Source organism: Streptomyces sp. NPDC006655, from assembly GCF_040703965.1.
Lineage (GTDB): Bacteria > Actinomycetota > Actinomycetes > Streptomycetales > Streptomycetaceae > Streptomyces.
On sequence record NZ_JBEYJU010000005.1, the window covers coordinates 33,508 to 51,288 of the forward strand.

14 protein-coding genes and 1 pseudogene are annotated in these 17,781 nt (G+C 72.0%); 1 reads left to right on the forward strand and 14 read right to left on the reverse strand.

All coding sequences use genetic code 11. The features are described from left to right. Positions 1–47: 47 nt before the first annotated feature. From topA to bldG, 7 genes and pseudogenes are all read right to left on the reverse strand, one after another. Positions 48–2,894 (reverse strand): type I DNA topoisomerase, encoded by a 2,847-nt coding sequence (gene topA, locus AB0958_RS04085; RefSeq protein WP_366888731.1) that lies wholly within the window; start codon positions 2,892–2,894, stop codon positions 48–50. A gap of 254 nt (positions 2,895–3,148) precedes the next feature. Next, positions 3,149–3,347: pseudogene (locus AB0958_RS04090) on the reverse strand (hypothetical protein). A 250-nt stretch (positions 3,348–3,597) separates the two neighbouring features. Beyond that, positions 3,598–5,127, reverse strand: a complete 1,530-nt coding sequence (locus AB0958_RS04095) for a methyltransferase (protein WP_366888732.1) — start codon at positions 5,125–5,127, stop codon at positions 3,598–3,600. 90 nt (positions 5,128–5,217) lie between these two features. Further along, positions 5,218–5,847 carry a small secreted protein gene (locus AB0958_RS04100; protein ID WP_366888733.1) on the reverse strand — a complete coding sequence of 210 codons (630 nt, stop codon included), beginning with the start codon at positions 5,845–5,847 and terminating at the stop codon, positions 5,218–5,220. A 279-nt stretch (positions 5,848–6,126) separates the two neighbouring features. Beyond that, positions 6,127–8,532: a sodium-translocating pyrophosphatase gene (locus AB0958_RS04105; RefSeq protein WP_366888734.1), complete on the reverse strand. Its 2,406-nt coding sequence runs from the start codon at positions 8,530–8,532 to the stop codon at positions 6,127–6,129. A 332-nt stretch (positions 8,533–8,864) separates the two neighbouring features. Continuing rightward, complete coding sequence (locus AB0958_RS04110) at positions 8,865–9,299, reverse strand: ATP-binding protein (protein WP_366888735.1); 435 nt, start codon at positions 9,297–9,299, stop codon at positions 8,865–8,867. Between the two features lie 235 nt (positions 9,300–9,534). Continuing rightward, a complete protein-coding gene (gene bldG / locus AB0958_RS04115; RefSeq protein WP_010986038.1) occupies positions 9,535–9,876 on the reverse strand; it encodes an anti-sigma factor antagonist BldG in 342 nt (113 codons plus the stop codon). An 81-nt stretch (positions 9,877–9,957) separates the two neighbouring features. Here bldG and AB0958_RS04120 point away from each other — a divergent pair, with 81 nt between their 5' ends. Beyond that, positions 9,958–12,408, forward strand: coding sequence for a DEAD/DEAH box helicase (locus tag AB0958_RS04120; protein ID WP_366888736.1), 2,451 nt, complete (start codon positions 9,958–9,960; stop codon positions 12,406–12,408). A 32-nt stretch (positions 12,409–12,440) separates the two neighbouring features. On the opposite strand, the gene AB0958_RS04125 is transcribed toward AB0958_RS04120, so the two are convergent. The 7 genes from AB0958_RS04125 to ssd all read right to left on the reverse strand — a co-directional run bounded on the left by AB0958_RS04125 (position 12,441) and on the right by ssd (position 17,373). Further along, positions 12,441–12,788, reverse strand: coding sequence for an Rv3654c family TadE-like protein (locus AB0958_RS04125; protein ID WP_366888737.1), 348 nt, complete (start codon positions 12,786–12,788; stop codon positions 12,441–12,443). Then, a complete protein-coding gene (locus AB0958_RS04130; RefSeq protein WP_366888738.1) occupies positions 12,785–13,099 on the reverse strand; it encodes a TadE family type IV pilus minor pilin in 315 nt (104 codons plus the stop codon). The genes AB0958_RS04125 and AB0958_RS04130 overlap by 4 nt, the downstream gene beginning before the upstream one ends. 28 nt (positions 13,100–13,127) lie before the next feature. Next, positions 13,128–13,307 (reverse strand): DUF4244 domain-containing protein, encoded by a 180-nt coding sequence (locus tag AB0958_RS04135; protein ID WP_366888740.1) that lies wholly within the window; start codon positions 13,305–13,307, stop codon positions 13,128–13,130. A gap of 115 nt (positions 13,308–13,422) precedes the next feature. Then, the gene (locus tag AB0958_RS04140) at positions 13,423–14,220 is read right to left on the reverse strand and encodes a type II secretion system F family protein (RefSeq protein WP_366888741.1); all 798 of its coding nucleotides are present in this window, start codon (positions 14,218–14,220) and stop codon (positions 13,423–13,425) included. After that, positions 14,217–15,077: a type II secretion system F family protein gene (locus AB0958_RS04145; protein WP_366888742.1), complete on the reverse strand. Its 861-nt coding sequence runs from the start codon at positions 15,075–15,077 to the stop codon at positions 14,217–14,219. Before AB0958_RS04145 ends, AB0958_RS04140 begins: the two co-directional genes overlap by 4 nt. Further along, entirely contained in the window at positions 15,077–16,279 is a 1,203-nt protein-coding gene (locus AB0958_RS04150; RefSeq protein WP_366888743.1) for a TadA family conjugal transfer-associated ATPase, read from the reverse strand. The genes AB0958_RS04145 and AB0958_RS04150 overlap by 1 nt, the downstream gene beginning before the upstream one ends. After that, positions 16,276–17,373, reverse strand: a complete 1,098-nt coding sequence (gene ssd / locus AB0958_RS04155) for a septum site-determining protein Ssd (protein WP_366888744.1) — start codon at positions 17,371–17,373, stop codon at positions 16,276–16,278. The genes AB0958_RS04150 and ssd overlap by 4 nt, the downstream gene beginning before the upstream one ends. Positions 17,374–17,781 lie beyond the last annotated feature (408 nt).

A 17,781-nucleotide genomic window follows, 5' to 3' on the forward strand; every position in this document is an offset into this window, starting at 1 on the left:
GATGTGACCGTTGTGAGCCGACGGTTCACGTCGACTCGGTGCCGGGCTCAGTCCTCCGCGGTCGCCGTCCGAGAGGCGGCCGTCGTCTTCTTCGCCGCGGCGGTCGTCTTCTTGGCGGCCGCCGCGGCGGTCGTGGTCTTCTTCGCCGCGGTCTTCTTGGCGGCCGTCTTCTTCGCGGGCGCGGCCTTCTTGGCGGTCGCGGTCTTCTTCGCGGGCGCCTTCTTCGCCGTCTTCTTGGCGGGCCCCTTCGCCCGCTTCTCGGCGAGCAGTTCGAAACCGCGCTCGGGGGTGATCGTCTCGACGCTGTCGCCGGAGCGCAGGGTCGCGTTGGTCTCCCCGTCGGTGACGTAGGGACCGAAACGGCCGTCCTTCACCACGACCGGCTTCTCGCTGACCGGGTCGGTGCCCAGCTCCTTCAGCGGCGGCTTGGCGGCGGCCCGGCCGCGCTGCTTGGGCTGGGAGTAGATCTGCAGCGCCTCTTCGAGGGTGATCGTGAAGAGCTGGTCCTCGGAGGTGAGCGAACGCGAGTCCGTGCCCTTCTTCAGGTACGGCCCGTAGCGCCCGTTCTGCGCGGTGATCTCCTGGCCCTCGGCGTCGGTGCCGACGACGCGCGGCAGCGACATCAGCTTCAGCGCGTCCGCCAGCGTGACCGTGTCCAGGGACATGGTCTTGAAGAGCGACGCCGTGCGCGGCTTGACCGCGTTCTTGCCGGTCTTCGGGGTGCCCTCGGGGAGCACCTCGGTGACGTACGGGCCGTAGCGGCCGTCGCGGGCGATGATCTGGTGGCCGGTCTCCGGGTCGGCGCCCAGCTCGAAGTCGCCGCTCGGCTTGGCGAGCAGTTCCTCCGCGAGCTCGACGGACAGCTCGTCCGGGGCCAGGTCCTCGGGGACGTCCGCCCGCTGGTGGCCCTCGGCGTCCTTCTCGCCGCGCTCGATGTACGGGCCGTAGCGCCCGACTCGCAGCACGATGCCGTTGCCCACCGGGAACGAGGACACCTCGCGCGCGTCGATCGCACCGAGGTCGGTCACCAGCTCCTTGAGGCCGCCGAGGTGGTCCCCGTCGCCGTTGCCGGCGTCGGCCGCGCCGCCGACGGCTGTGCCCTCGCCGAAGTAGAAGCGCTTGAGCCACGGCACGGCCTGGGCCTGGCCTGCGGCGATGCGGTCGAGGTCGTCCTCCATGCGGGCGGTGAAGTCGTAGTCGACCAGCCGGCCGAAGTGCTTCTCCAGGAGGTTGACCACGGCGAAGGACAGGAAGGACGGCACGAGGGCCGTGCCCTTCTTGAAGACGTAGCCGCGGTCGAGGATGGTGCCGATGATCGACGCGTACGTCGACGGGCGGCCGATCTCGCGCTCTTCCAGCTCCTTGACCAGCGAGGCCTCGGTGTAGCGGGCCGGGGGCTTGGTGGCGTGCCCGTCGACCGTGATCTCCTCGGCGGACAGCGCGTCGCCCTCGTTGACCTGGGGCAGCCGGCGCTCGCGGTCGTCCAGCTCGGCGTTCGGGTCGTCGGCGCCCTCGACGTAGGCCTTGAGGAAGCCGTGGAAGGTGATGGTCTTGCCGGAGGCGCTGAACTCGGCGTCCCGGCCGTCGGAGGCGGTGCCGCCGATCTTCACGGTGACGGAGTTACCGGTCGCGTCCTTCATCTGGGAGGCGACGGTCCGCTTCCAGATCAGTTCGTAGAGCTTGAACTGGTCGCCGGTCAGGCCGGTCTCCGCCGGGGTGCGGAAACGATCACCCGAGGGGCGGATCGCCTCGTGCGCCTCCTGCGCGTTCTTGACCTTGGCGGCGTACGTCCGCGGGGCCGGGGGCAGGTAGTCGGCACCGTACAACTGCGTGACCTGGGCGCGGGCGGCCGCGATGGCGGTGTCGCTCAGCGTCGTGGAGTCGGTACGCATGTAGGTGATGTAGCCGTTCTCGTACAGCTTCTGGGCCACCTGCATGGTGGCCTTCGCGCCGAAGCCGAGCTTGCGCGAGGCCTCCTGCTGGAGGGTCGTCGTACGGAACGGGGCGTACGGCGAGCGGCGATACGGCTTGGACTCGACCGAGCGGACCGCGAACCGGGTGTTCTCCAGCGCGGCGGCGAGGGCGCGGGCGTTCGCCTCGTCGAGGTGGAGGGTGTTCGCGCTCTTGAGCTGCCCGAGCGAGTCGAAGTCACGGCCCTGGGCGACACGCCTGCCGTCGACGGCCTGGAGGCGGGCGACCAGCGAGGACGGGTCGGACGGGTCGCCCGCGCGGCCGGTCGCGAAGGTGCCCGTCAGGTCCCAGTACTCGGCGGACCGGAACGCGATGCGCTCGCGCTCCCGCTCGACCACGAGCCGGGTGGCCACGGACTGGACGCGGCCGGCCGACAGTCGCGGCATGACCTTCTTCCACAGGACCGGCGAGACCTCGTAGCCGTAGAGGCGGTCGAGGATGCGGCGGGTCTCCTGGGCGTCGACGAGCTTCTGGTTGAGCTGGCGCGGGTTGGCGACGGCGGCCCGGATCGCGTCCTTGGTGATCTCGTGGAAGACCATCCGCTTGACGGGGATCTTCGGCTTGAGGACCTCCTGGAGGTGCCAGGCGATCGCCTCGCCCTCGCGGTCCTCATCGGTGGCGAGGTAGAGCTCGTCGGAGTCCTTCAGCAGGTCCTTGAGCTTCTTGACCTGGGCCCGCTTGTCGGCGTTGACCACATAGATCGGCTCGAAGTCGTGCTCGACGTCCACGCCGAGGCGCCGGACCTCGCCGGTGTACTTCTCGGGCACCTCCGCGGCGCCGTTGGGAAGGTCACGGATGTGCCCGACGCTCGCTTCGACGACGTATCCGGGGCCCAGATAGCCCTTGATCGTCTTCGCCTTGGCAGGCGACTCGACGATGACGAGTCGGCGGCCGCCCTGTGCGGTCTCGCTGGTCGGGGACAACTTCGCTCTTCTCTCCGGTCGACGCTGTGGCCTCCCCAGGCCTTGCTCCCGGGGTCGTGGCACGGACACGGATGCCCGCTCACTTGGTGACGCTGCGGAGTGTGACGGTACATCCCGCCCCCGTGTCAAACGGGAAAAGCTCACAACGGCCACTCGAACGGTAACCCGACTACCGCCATTCCTGCCGCCCGGAGTCCTCGCCCGCCCTCCGGCGCCACCCGGAGCGTGACGCTCCCCTTACTCCCACGGCATCCTCACGAACGGGTCAGGCAGTACGGCCCCGAGGGCCAGCGCGACCACCGCGACGAGGCTCGCGAGGGTCGCCGACGCGCCCTGGCCCACCCCCTGGGCGACGGGTTCGCCGCGCCGGACCCGGGTGCCCGTCCACGCCAGCAGTGCGCCTCCGAACAGGGCGAACACCACCCCTGCGAAGATCGCAGGTCCGCTCTCCATGGCCCGCGCACCCCTTCCCGTCCGTCCGTGCGTGTCCAGCCTGCGGAGACTGGCACGCGGGGACGGCGAGCGGGCGGCGGGCGCAAGAAATCGAGGTGAACGAGGAGGCGTAACTCACTCGAACGTGCGATCGACTGGCTACCCGGCGAACGCGCGGGCCACATTTTTCCGGCCCTTTTCCATTCCCGGCGTGTCCCGAGCCCGCCCCCGGCCGGTCCCGCACCGGCCGGGCCGTGCGCCAGAGCCGCCGTCAGCCGGTCGGCTCCAGGAACCCCTGTTCCACCAGCAGCCGGATCTGCGCGGGGGTGCGGTCGCGCAGCAGCACCGGGTCCTCGCCGACCAGCTGGGCGATGGCGTCGAGAATCCGCCCCGCACTCAGCGTGCCGTCGCACACCCCTGCGAACCCGGCGCCCACCGTGTCCACCTTGGTCGCGCGGCGCATCCCGCGGTGCTGGCGCAGCACCACGTGCTCGGGGTCCTCGGCGCCGGGCAGCCCGACCTGCTCCTGGACCACCTCGACGGCGAGCTTGAAGTGTCCTTCGAGGAGTCCCGCGTCGTCGTGGTCACGGAGATAGTCGAGCCGTTCGAAGTGGGCGTGGATCGTGTCGCCGAGCGGTTGTTCGATCGAATGCGGCCACTCCTCGACGGTCACGGAGGGCACGGCGGCGCCCGTCCTGCGCAGCGTGATCCAGCCGAATCCCACCCCCTTCACCTTGAGCGCCTCGAACTCGTCGAGCCACGCGTCGTACCGCGCCTGGTAGTCCGCCGGGTCGCCGCGGTGGTCGCCGGAGTCCCTGAGCCACAGCTCGGCGTACTGGTTGACGTCCTGCACCTCGCGCTGCACGATCCACGCGTCGCAGTCGCGCGGCACCCACGACCTGACCCTGTCCTGCCAGTCCTCCCCCTCGACGTGCTGCCAGTTGGCGAGGAACTGCGCGAACCCGCCCTCGGTCAGCCGCTCCCCGGCCTGTTGAACGACCGAGCGGCACAGATCGTCCCCGCTCATCCCGCCGTCCCGGTAGGTGAGCCGGGCTCCGGGCGAGATCACGAACGGCGGGTTGGAGACGATGAGGTCGTACGTCTCCCCGTCCTTCACCGGCTCGTAGAGCGAGCCCTCGCGCAGGTCGGCCGCGGGTGCGCCGGACAGCGCCAGGGTGAGCGCCGTGATGTGCAGCGCGCGCGGGTTGAGGTCGGTCGCCGTCACGCGCGTGGCGTGCCGGGAGGCGTGCAGGGCCTGGATCCCGGAGCCCGTACCGAGGTCGAGGGCGGCGGCGACGGGCCTGCGGACGGTGATGCCGGCGAGCGTCGTGGACGCGCCGCCGACCCCGAGAACGACCTCTTCGTTCCGCTGCCCGACACCGCCGGCGCCGCCGACCGCGCAGCCGAGGTCGGACACGATGAACCAGTCCTCGCCGTCGGGTCCGCCGTACGGCCGGACGTCCACGGTGGCGGCGACCTCGGCACCGCCGACGGCAGTCAGCCAGCCGGCCTCCAGGAGGTCGTCGACGGGCAGGAAGCGGGCCACGCGCGCGTGCGGCACGGGTTGCTGGAGCAGGAACAGCCGCACGAGCGTCTCCAGCGGCGCGTCCCCGCGGGTCGCCCGGAGCGCGGGCACGGTCTCACTGCGGGCCAGCGCCGCGTACGCGGGCGCGCCGAGCAGTTCCAGGAGCCCGTCGGCGGTGAAGGAGGCGCCCAGCAGGGCGGTGCGCAGCCGGGCGGCGACGTCGGGGCGGTCGGAGGCGGGCAGGGTGGCGAGGCCGGAGTCAGTCACGCCCTCCATTGTGGCCCGCGCGCGCCATGGCAGGCGGGCCCAGCACGCCCTCACGAATCCGCCGGCCGGCCCACGGCCGACCGGAGTGCCGCGCCCCCGTCAGCCCGCCGTCGACGAGGCCGACGCCGAGGCTCCGGACGTCGTGGTGACCTTCTTGCAGCTGGCCTGTTCGGCGATCGCGTTCTTGACGTCGCCCTGCTCCAGGGCCTCCAGGGCCTGGGTGCCGCTCTTGTTCTGCGTCTCCAGGTCGGCCATCTGGGAGGCGACGTCGTGCAGCCCGGAGGCGAACTTCGCCTGGTCCTTGGTGTTCAGCGCGTCGACCTTCTTCTTCAGGCCGACGTAGGACGCGGAGAGGCTGTCGAGGTTCTTGACGACGTCCTGCTGACGCTTGGCGCCGTCGTCGACCCCGGGGGGCGCCCCCGCACCGCTGATGGCCGCCGCGAGCGCCTTGTAGCCGTCGGACATGTCCTGGAAGGCCTGGGAGTCGGTCTTCTGGATGGTCGCGGGCGAACTCGTGGTGTTCGAGGCCGTCTGCGCGATCGCCTCGTTGGCCGCCTTGATCTTCGCGTCCTGCGCGGGCACCGCGTCGCACACGGTCTTGGCCCAGGCGATCAGTTTCGGGTCGGGGCCCTTGTCACCGCTGCTGCACCCGGACAGCGCACCTACCAGTACCGCACCGCCGGACAGTGCGGCCGCGAGCTTCTTGTTCACCGGATCGGTCCCTTCCATGGCTCTCGGCCCCCGGAATCTACACGGCGGACGGCCGCCACCCTCACGATCGGCGCCTTTTAGTCCGCTTTTATGCCGATTCACTCAGGGGAGAGAAGGCTCACGACGAAACCACGCACACGGGTCTGTTTCCCTACGAATCCGGCGCTGACCGCGCAGGACGGGCACCCGGTGCGGGCGCGGGAGCGCGCAACGGGCGGACAGCGCGTCAACACGCGCCGTCCGCCCGCTCCTTGGCCGGGACCTTCGTGAGCGCCCCGGTGGGCGTCGCAGGACCGCCTACGAAACCACCGCCGGATCGGCCGACTTGGCCACCCGTTCGGAGCTCTCGTCGTCACCGACGGCGATACCGCGCCGCTTGGAGACGTACACCGCGCCGACGATCACGAGCAGGGCGAACACCGCAATGAGGATCCGGACGCCGATGCTCTTGTCATGGCCGTAGGAGAACTTGATCACCGCGGGCGCGATGAGCAGCGACACCAGGTTCATGACCTTGAGCAGCGGGTTGATCGCGGGACCCGCGGTGTCCTTGAAGGGATCGCCGACCGTGTCGCCGATCACCGTGGCGGCGTGGGCCTCACTGCCCTTGCCGCCGTGGTGGCCGTCCTCGACGAGCTTCTTCGCGTTGTCCCAGGCGCCACCGGAGTTGGCCAGGAAGACGGCCATCAGGGTGCCCGCGCCGATCGCCCCCGCGAGATAGGAGCCGAGCGCGCCGACGCCGAGCGTGAACCCGACGAAGATGGGCGCCATCACGGCGAGCAGTCCCGGCGTGGCCAGCTCCCGCAGGGCGTCCTTGGTGCAGATGTCGACGACCTTGCCGTACTCGGGCGTCTCCGTGTAGTCCATGATCCCGGGGTGCTCGCGGAACTGCCGCCGCACCTCGAAGACCACCGAACCGGCCGACCGCGACACCGCGTTGATGGCGAGTCCGGAGAAGAGGAAGACGACCGCCGCGCCCGCGATGAGGCCGACGAGGTTGTTGGGCTGCGAGATGTCCATCGACAGGCTGAGCGGCGAGCCCGCACCGGTCAGTCTCGCCCCCACGTCCTGCACGTTGGTGGTGATCGCGTCCCGGTACGACCCGAAGAGCGCCGACGCCGCGAGGACGGCGGTGGCGATCGCGATGCCCTTGGTGATGGCCTTGGTGGTGTTGCCGACGGCGTCCAGGTTGGTGAGCACCTGCGCGCCCGCGCCCACGACGTCACCGGACATCTCGGCGATGCCCTGGGCGTTGTCGGAGACCGGCCCGAAAGTGTCCATGGCGACGATCACACCGACCGTGGTGAGCAGGCCGGTGCCGGCCAGCGCCACCGCGAACAGCGCGAGCATGATCGACGTGCCGCCGAGCAGGAACGCGCCGTAGACGGCGAGACCGATCAGCAGAGCGGTGTAGACGGCCGATTCGAGACCGACCGAGATACCGGCGAGGACCACGGTGGCCGGACCGGTCAGCGAGGTCTTGCCGATGTCCCTGACGGGACGCCGGTTGGTCTCGGTGAAGTAGCCGGTCAGCTGCTGGATGACGGCCGCCAGCAGGATGCCGATGGCGACCGCGACGAGCGCGAGGATCCGCGGGTCGCCGTCCTTGGCCCGGATGGCCGCGTCGCTGATCCCGTGAAGGTCGGAGTACTTCCCCGGCAGGTAGACGAAGACCGCGACCGCGACCAGGACGAGCGAGATCACCGCGGAGATGAAGAAGCCGCGGTTGATGGCGGTCATGCCGCTGCGGTCGCTGCGCCGCGGCGCGACCGCGAAGATGCCGATCATCGCGGTGAGCACACCGATGGCCGGCACCAGGAGCGGGAAGGCGAGACCGGAGTCGCCGAAGGCCGCCTTGCCGAGGATCAGCGCGGCGACCAGGGTCACCGCGTACGACTCGAAGAGGTCGGCCGCCATGCCCGCGCAGTCGCCGACGTTGTCGCCCACGTTGTCGGCGATGGTCGCGGCATTGCGCGGGTCGTCCTCCGGAATGCCCTGTTCGACCTTGCCGACCAGGTCGGCGCCGACGTCGGCGGCCTTGGTGAAGATGCCGCCGCCGACACGCATGAACATGGCGATCAGGGCGGCGCCGAGGCCGAAGCCTTCGAGCACCTTCGGCGCGTCGGCCGCGTACACCAGCACCACACAGGAGGCGCCGAGCAGGCCGAGCCCCACGGTGAACATGCCGACCACGCCGCCCGTGCGGAAAGCGATCTTCATGGCTTTGTGCGAGACGGCGGTGAGATCCTTTTCCGGTTCGCCTTCCGCCGGTGTTGCTTCGCGGGCCGCTGCGGCGACCCGCACATTGCTGCGCACGGCGAGCCACATGCCGATATAACCGGTGGTCGCCGAGAAGGCCGCGCCGATCAGGAAGAAGATCGACCGGCCCGCGCGCTGATTCCAGTCGTCCGCGGGCAGCAGCAGAAGCAGGAAGAAGACCACGACGGCGAATACGCCGAGCGTGCGCAACTGTCGGCCCAGATAGGCGTTCGCGCCTTCCTGGACCGCCGCCGCGATCTTCTTCATGCTGTCGGTGCCCTCGCCCGCAGCGAGTACCTGACGGACCAGGATCCAGGCGACCACGAGCGCGGCCAGCGCCACGGCGGCGATGACCGCCACCAGGACCCGGTTGTCGTCGGTCAGGACCGCGGCCGCGAGGGTTGTGGGGTGGCCCAACTGATGAGGGGTAGAAAGCCCCGCCATTCGTCCTCCTTGACGCTTGGGCTGAGCTCAAGATGTGGACGGATTCTAGGTACCCGGGAGTGATCTAAACAGGGGCCGGTAAACGGAATTGGCCTTCTTGTGCTCTTCAGCAAATGATCGAGGTCAGGCCATCGAACCCGAAAGCGGTAACGCCCTAAAAGCATTGACGATCACCAGTGGAGCAATCGGCGCTTGATCGAATTATCCGGCGATCTGCCGGGTACCCCGATCGTGAATTGTTTCACGAATTCGGCCAAGCGGGTGACACCCGAGGGAAAATAACAAGAAGGGCCCTGCTCGCAGGGCCCTTCTTGTCTTCGATCAGGTGGCTCTCAGGTGAGCGCGACCCCCGGCGGGACGGTCGGCCAGGTCATGCGGATCAACCCGCCGTTCTCCCCGGTGGTGACCTCCACGTCGTCGACGAGACCGCTGATGACCGCGAGGCCCATCTCGTCCTCCTCGGCCTCCACGTCCGCCTCCGCCGAAGCACCGGATGTCCGGTCACCGGGAGCGGAGTGGGGCGCGTCGTCGCCGACCTCGATGGAGAACTGTTTCTCCTCCTCGATCAGCGCGACCCGCACGGGTTCGGTTATGCCGGAGCTCTGGTGCAGACCCACCGCTCGGGAACAGGCCTCGCCGACGGCCAGCCGGACCTCGTCCAGGACGGCCTCGTCCACTCCGGCCCTGCGAGCCACCGCCGCCGCCACCAGTCGGGCGGTGCGGACGTGCTCGGGCAGCGCGCTGAAGCGGAGTTCAACGGTGGCCATACGTCCCCCTCGGAAACGGGCGTGCGGTGGGGGGCCGGGCCGCCGAGAACCCGGACCCCCGATGAATTGCGTCCGTCGTGGGCACTGCGGCCCGTGCACGGCTGCCGGCACGGGCACGCGGGCCCGAACGGGCTGGGGTGGCAGGCGGGCGCGTACGGGACGTACGCGCCCGTGCCGGAGACCGGCCGGACGCCACGGACCGATGGGCGGTCCGGGACGCGTCGGCCGGTCCGGGTCAGTCGGTGGCCGCCACCGCTTCCTCGACCGAGGTGTGGATCGGGAACACCTTGGTGAGGCCGGTGATGCGGAAGATCTTCAGAATGCGCTCCTGGTTGCACACCAGGCGCAGCGAACCCTCATGGGCACGCACCCGCTTCAGGCCGCCGACCAGCACGCCGAGCCCGGTGGAGTCGAGGAAGTCGACGCCCTCCATGTCAACGACGAGGTGGAAATTCCCGTCGTTCACCAGCTCGACCAGCTGCTCGCGCAACTTGGGCGCGGTATATACGTCGATTTCGCCACCGACCTCGACGACCGTACGATCGCCGACTGTACGGGTCGACAGGGACAGGTCCACGGATCCTCCAGCACCTTGCTATCGAGCGGTCGCCCCTCGGGACACCTCGGCTTGCGGCCCCTGGGACGTTCGCCAGCCGCGATGGCATTCAATCACTTACCGGCAGGCGTGCACGACGCCTTGGCCCCATTGTCCGTCACGCCGGTGACACACTCGGTCCCGATGGCCATAAATCACCGATCCGATCGACCGCCGGTTCCGGCCGTGTCCGGGTTCTCTCCGGGCACGGTCCTGGACCGGCTCGCCTCCGGGCCGAGCCGGGCTTCGCGCATCACTCATACGGAGCACTTGCCCCCGCGTGCCGGTCGGCATGCCGTCTGGCCTGACCGGATTCGCGCGGAGGTGATCGCGGCCGTGCGGGAGTGCGGCATCGAGCACCCCTGGGAGCACCAGGCGCTGGCCGCCGAGCACGCCCTGGACGGCGACTCCGTGGTGGTCGCCACCGGCACCGCCTCCGGCAAGTCCCTGGCGTACCTCGTGCCCGTCCTGTCCACCCTCCTGGAGGGTTCCGAGGCACCGAACGGCCGCGGGGCCACCGCCCTCTACCTGGCGCCCACCAAGGCTCTCGCGGCCGATCAGTGCAGAGCGGTGAAGGAACTTTCACAACCGCTCGGCAACGCCGTGCGCCCCGCGGTCTACGACGGCGACACGCCGTACGAGGAACGCGAGTGGGTCCGCCAGTACGCCAACTACGTGCTCACCAACCCGGACATGCTGCACCGCGGGATACTCCCCGGGCACCCGCGCTGGTCCTCCTTCCTGAAGTCGCTGAAGTACGTCGTCATCGACGAGTGCCACACCTACCGGGGCGTCTTCGGCTCGCACGTCGCCCAGGTACTGCGCCGGCTGCGCCGCCTGTGCGCCCGCTACGGCGCCTCCCCGGTCTTCCTGCTGGCCTCCGCGACCGCCGCCGAACCGGCCGTCGCCGCCCGCCGGCTCACCGGACTGCCGGTCGTGGCGGTCGCCGACGACACATCCCCGCGCGGCGAACTGGTCTTCGCCCTGTGGGAGCCGCCACTGACCGAGCTGCACGGCGAGAAGGGCGCCCCCGTCCGGCGTACCGCCACCGCGGAGACCGCCGACCTGCTGACCGACCTCGCCGTGCAGGGCGTGCGCTCCGTCGCCTTCGTGCGCTCCAGACGCGGCGCGGAGCTGATCTCCGTCATCGCCCAGGAACGGCTGGCCGAGGTCGACCGTTCCCTCGCCCGGCGTGTCGCGGCCTATCGCGGCGGCTACCTTCCCGAGGAGCGGCGCGCCCTGGAACGCGCGCTGCACTCCGGGGAGCTGCTCGGACTTGCCGCCACGACGGCCCTGGAGCTGGGTGTGGACGTCTCCGGCCTGGACGCCGTACTGATCGCCGGGTACCCCGGTACGAGGGCCTCTGTGTGGCAGCAGGCGGGTCGCGCGGGCCGCTCCGGTCAGGGCGCCCTCGCCGTGCTGGTCGCCCGCGACGACCCGCTGGACACCTTCCTCGTCCATCATCCCGAGGCACTGTTCGACCAACCGGTGGAATCGACCGTCCTCGACCCCGACAACCCCTACGTCCTCGCCCCGCACCTGTGTGCCGCCGCGGCCGAGATCCCCCTCACCGACGACGACCTCGACCTCTTCGGACCCGCCTGCGCGGAACTGCTGCCGCAGCTGGAGGCCGCGAAGCTGCTGCGCCGCCGCACCAGGGCCTGGCACTGGACCCGACGGGAGCGGGCCGCCGACCTCACCGACATCCGCGGCGAGGGCGGCCGCCCGGTGCAGATCGTCGAGGCGGGCACCGGACGCCTGCTCGGCACGGTCGACGCGAGCGCCGCGCACTCCACCGTCCACGAGGGCGCCGTCCACCTCCACCAGGGCCGCACCTACCTCGTGCGGTCCCTGGACCTGGAGGACTCGGTGGCCCTGGTCGAACAGGCCGACCCGCCGTACTCCACGGTCGCCCGGGACACCACGGCCATCTCCGTCCTGGAGACCGACGTCGAGGTCCCCTGGGGCGACGGCCGTCTCTGCTACGGCTCCGTCGAGGTCACCAACCAGGTGGTCTCCTTCCTCCGGCGCCGGCTCATCACCGGCGAGGTCCTGGGCGAGACGAAACTCGACCTCCCTCCTCGTACGCTGCGCACCCGCGCGGTGTGGTGGACCGTCACCGAGGACCAGCTCGACGAGGCCCGGATCGACCCGGAGATCCTCGGCGGCGCCCTGCACGCCGCCGAGCACGCCTCCATCGGCCTGCTCCCGCTCTTCGCGACCTGCGACCGCTGGGACATCGGCGGCGTGTCGATCCCGCTGCACCCCGACACGCTCCTGCCGACGGTCTTCGTCTACGACGGCCACCCGGGCGGCGCGGGCTTCGCGGAGCGCGCCTTCCACACGGCCCGCACCTGGCTCACGGCCACCCGGGAGGCGATCGCCGCGTGCGAGTGCGACGCCGGGTGCCCCTCCTGCATCCAGTCCCCCAAGTGCGGCAACGGGAACGAGCCGTTGCACAAGCGGGGGGCGGTACGGCTCCTCACGGTGCTGCTGAAGGGGGCGCCGGACTAGAAGACCCATGAAGATCTTGGGGTTCTGGCCCCTCATGGGCGCGTCGCGGGCGGGCCCGCTCTGGCCCTGACCTCCGCCGCGAACGGTCCCGCTCCCGACGCCGCCGTCACGTCCGAGACGTCCCCCGTGAGCGCGCACCGCGTCAGCCGGGTGCCCTGTGCCCGTGCCACCCGGTCGGCCCGGGCACAGGCCACCGCCGTCCCCTCGGCCCAGTGGTCCGCCGCCGCGAGCGCGGCCATGTCGGCGCCGCCGGCCGCGCGATGCCGTGCGACCACGGCCTGCCCGAGTGCGAGCACGACGCCGAACACGACGCACAGCACGGCGATCGCCCCCACGCTCCACACGGTGGCGGATCCCTGATCCGAGTACCGGCGCTTCACGGTCCCTCCGCCGACGCCACCGCCGACTCGCGCACCTCGAACGGCAGCGCACCCAGCACCGGTGGTCTCGCCACCACCGTCACCCGGACCCGGTCGCCCTCTCTGCCCACGGTCACCGTCGCCCCGTCCGGCGCCGCCTCCTTCGTCACCGCGACCACCGCGTCCTCGGCGTCCTGCCGCGCGGCGGCCCGCGCCCCGGTGCGGGCGGCGTCCAGGCACCGGATCTGGGCGGCCACCACCAGCAGCCCCCACACCAGCGCCATCGTGAACGCCACCAGCACCGGCAGCACCACGGCCGCCTCCGCGGTCACGAACCCCCGGTCGGCCCGGCGCCCCCGCTCACATCCGCGCACTGAGGGCTCGTTTCACGATGTCCTGCAGTTCATGGCTGACCTGCCCGCTCGTCACCACCGCGTACAGGACCGCCGCGAACCCGACGGCGGCGATGATCCCCATCGCGTACTCGGACGTGACCATTCCGGCGTCCCGACGCAGCAGCATCCGCATCTTCTGGTACATCTCGACTCCCTTTGTTCGTTTAACCCGTTGAATCCCTTGAACCGTCGAACCGTCGAACGGGGTTGCATCCCCTGAACTCACGGCTCAGTTCCGTCGCCCGCCCGCCCGCGAGCCGTCATCCGCCACCTCCTCGCAGCACTCCGCCCGCCAGCCCGATCACCACGGGCAGCACCCCGACGCAGACGAACGCGGGCAGGAAGCAGAGCCCCACCGGCGCCGAGATCAGCACGGCCGCCCGTCGTGCCCGGGTGGTCGCGGCCCGCGCCCACTCCGCGCGGGCGTCCGAGGCGAGCCGGGCGACGGGGACCGCGGCCGGCAGCCCGGACTCGTCGGCCCGCTCCAGCAGCCGGGCCAGGGTGGCGGCACCCGGCAGCGCCGCCAACCGCCGCCAGGCGTCCGCCGGTTCACCGCCCAGCCGCACCTCGGCCGCGCCCCGCGCGAGCCCGTCCCCGACGGGTCCGCCGAGGGCCTCGCCGACGGCCTGGGCGGCGACCACCGGCCCGGCGCCGGCCGCGATGCAGGCCGCCAGGAGGTCGGCGGCGAGCGGGAGTTGACGCACGGCCTCGGCCGACTCCGCCCGCACCCCCCGCTCCCCGTCGGCCTCCCGTCGCCGCCGGCGCCACAGCCCCACGGCGACGCCCAGCCCCAGCAGCGCCCCGGTGATCCCGCCGATCAGCACCCAGCCGCCGCACACCACCCCGGCCACCGGCAGCCACCTGCGGAGGGCACCGCCCACGTCGGGGTGGAACTCCGCCGTCTCCAGGGCCAGCAGCGTGGCCATCCGGCGCCTTGCCCGGCGCCCGTGCCTGGCCCGCTCCAGCCGCCACGCCGACCAGCCCAGGGCCAGCAGCACCGCGGTCGCCGCCCCCAGCCTGTGGACGGCCTCCAGCTTGTGGAGGGCCTCCGCGCTCACAGCGCCTCAGCTCCCCGCACGATCCGGACCGCCCACCACATACCGGCGCCTTCGAAAACGGTGCCTGCGGCCAGGCAGCCCAGCCCGGCGCCGGTGTGCAGCAGCACCCGCAGCGGCTCGGCACCCATGGCCGAACCGAGCAACAGGCCGAGGGCGGGCAGGGCGGCGAGCATCAGGGCGGTGGCCCGGGCGCCCGACAACTGGGCGCGCAGGTCGGCCCGCTGGTCCCGGTCGGCGCGCAGGGCGGCGTCCAGGCGGTCCAGGCCCGCAGCCAGTCCCGCGCCCTGGTCGACCGCCACCCGCCAGCAGGCCCCGAGCCCCGACAGGCCGTCGGCACCCGGCTGCCGGGCCGCCACCGCGAGGGCGCCCGGCACATCCCCGCCGAAGCGGGCCGCCGCCACCACCGCAGCCTGCGCCTCGCCCAGTCCGCCGGAGTCCCGCGCGGCCCGCAGCAGCGCCTCGGCGGGCTGTCGTCCGGCACGCACCTCGCCGGCGAGCGCCCCGCACAGCGCGATCACCGCGTCCGCGCGCACGTCCCGGGCACGCCGCTCCTGCCGGGCCAGCCGCAGCCGGCGCAGCACCGGGACCCCGGCCGCCCCCATGAGGACCGGAAGGGCCGAACCGGCGAGGAACGCGAGCACCAGCCCGAGGACGAGGGCCCACCACTCCGCTCGCAGGCGGCCGTGCAGCCGCCGCAGTTCCCCGGCCGCACGCTCCCAGGAGGGCGGTCCGGTGGTCACCGCCCCGCCCCCGGCGAGCAGCAGCCGGGCCCGCTGCACCTCGCGCTGCCGCTCGGCCAGCAGCCAGGCCATGACCCCACCGCACACCACGACAGCACCCACCGTCGTCTCGCCCATCACAGGCACCCTTTCTCGGAATTCCGGTCACTCACGTCGCTTCGAAGCAGCTCCCGCAACCGCTCCCACCCCCGCTCGCGTGCGAACGCGTCCGTGCCCCAGCGCAGGGCCGGTACCGTCCGCACCAGACCCGAGGGGTCCCGTTCCAGCACGTGCACCTCGGTGATCCGGCGTCGGCCCGCGCGGTCCCGTGCGAGGTGCAGCACCACCGCCAGGGCGGCCGCCACCTGGCTGTGCAGGGCCGCCCGGTCGAGTCCCGCGGCCGTACCGAGCGCCTCCAGGCGGGCCGGTACGTCGGCCGCCGCATTGGCGTGCACGGTGCCGCAGCCGCCCTCGTGGCCGGTGTTGAGCGCGGCCAGCAGGTGCACCACCTCGGGCCCGCGCACCTCGCCGACCACGAGCCGGTCGGGGCGCATCCGCAGGGCCTGCCGGACCAGGTCCTCCAGGGTCACCAGGCCGGCGCCCTCCTGGTTGGCTGGTCTGGTCTCCAGCCGTACGACGTGGGGATGTTCGGGCCGCAGCTCCGCCGAGTCCTCGGCGAGCACGATCCGCTCCCCCGGGCCGACCAGCCCGAGCAGGGCGCTGAGCAGGGTCGTCTTGCCGGTGCCGGTGCCGCCGCTGACCAGGAAGGACAGCCGGGCCGCCAGCAGGGCGCGCAGGATCCGGTCACCGCCGGGCGGAACGGTGCCCGCCGCGACCAGTTCGTCCAGCGTGAACGCCCGGGGCCGTACCACCCGCAGGGACAGGCAGGTGCAGCCGACCGCCACCGGGGGCAGGACCGCGTGCAGGCGGGTGCCGTCGGGCAGCCGGGCGTCCGCCCAGGGACGCGCGTCGTCGAGGCGGCGGCCGGCCACCGCGGCCAGTCGCTGCGCGAGGCGTCGTACCGCCGCCGCGTCCGGGAAGGCGACCGGGGTCAGTTCCAGGCCGCCGCCGCGGTCCACCCAGACCCGGTCGGGGGCGGTCACCAGGACGTCGGTGACCGTGGGGTCGGCCAGCAGCGGCTCCAGGGGGCCGCTGCCGACCAGTTCGGAGCGGAGTCGTTCGGCCGCGCCGAGTACTTCGGCGTCGCCGAGCACCCGGCCCTGCGCGCGCAGCGCCTGCGCCACCCGCGCGGGCGTGGGTTCGGCGCCGCTCTCGGCGAGCCAGCGCCGCACCCCGTCGAGCAGGGCCGGGCCGTCACCGTCCGGGGTGCCGGGCCTCATACGCCACCTGCCTCGACCAGCGTCCGCTCCCAGAAGTCCTTGCAGAAGCGGGCCAGCGGCCCGCGTGCGACGGCGCCCGGGGGCTTGCGGTCGGGACGGGACAGGCCGGGTTCGGCGGGCACTTCGCCGGCCAGGGGCAGGCCGAGCAGGTGGGCCACCTCCCGGTCGTCCAGACCCGGCGCGTACGGCCCTCGCACCGCCACCCGCAGGTCGCGCACGACCATGCCGACGGTGGCCGCCACCCGTCCGGCGGCGGCGATCGCGCGCAGTTCGGCCGGAACCACCAGGACGGCCAGGTCGAGTTGGGTGAGGACTTCGGCGATCCCGTCGTCCAGGCGGCGCGGCAGGTCGACGACGACCGTGCCGCCGCGCCGCCGGGCGGCCGCGAGCACCGCGCGGACGGCGGGCGGCGGGATCGCCACGCAGTCGCCGCGGTCCCAGCTGAGGATGCGCAGCGAGTGCAGTTCGGGCAGCGACTCCTCCAGGGCGCCGCTGCCGAGCCGGCCGCGCGAGGCGGCGAAGGCGGGCCAGCGCAGGCCTTCGGCCGTCTCGCCGCCGAGGAGTACGTCGATTCCGCCGCCCAGTGGATCCGCGTCCACGAGGAGGGTGCGCAGTCCCTCACGCGCAGAGGTGACGGCGAGCGCGCAGGCGAGCGTGGAGGCACCGGCCCCGCCCCGGCCGCCGATCACTCCGACGGTGAGGGCCGGGCGGCCCACCCCCTCGACGACGTCGGCGATCCGGTCCACGAGCCACTGCTCGCCGTCCGGCAGCATCAGGACGTGGTCGGCGCCGATCTCCACGGCCCGTTTCCACACGTCGGGGTCGTCCTGGTCCTGGCCGACCAGCACCACTCCGCGTCGGCGTGTGGCCCCGCGCACCCGCCGTGCCGCGTCGTCGCCGACCAGGACGAGCGGGGCGGACTCCCAGCCGCCGCCGCGTTCCGGTACGCCGTGGTGGACCTCTGGTTTGGCGCCGGCCGCGGCGCACAGCCGCAAGAGGTCGTCGAGGAGTTCGGCGTCCTCGGTGACGATCATCGGGCGTCCGGGCCGTCCCGCGGCGGCGGGCGGTGGGTCCTGGGTGACGGTTTTGGCCATGTGAGCTTCCCCCTTGGCTGAGTGGTCGCTGAGTGGTCGCTGAGTGGTGGCGCGGGGCCACTGCGGTCCCGCGATTCCCAAACGTGTGAAGAACCGGCAATCGGCCTTCATATGCACGGCTGGTAGAAACCGGCCATTGACGCCCGGCAATGGGAACCGGCCATGAAGTGGCCGCTGCCGGATCGCGCTGGAATCACGGTGCAGCGAACCGGGAAATCGTGTGGATCTTGGTCGAAAACCGTGGACGGCCCGGGGGTTGTGAATATCTCCGTCACCCATACCGGTGAGCCCCGTTCCGAGGTCCGCGCGGCTTCCGCAGCGCAGCGTCTCGACTACTCGGAGTGACGGATCATGGGCATGCGAAAGGGGCGGCTGAAGCCGCCCGACCAGGCCTCGCGGCCCATGAAA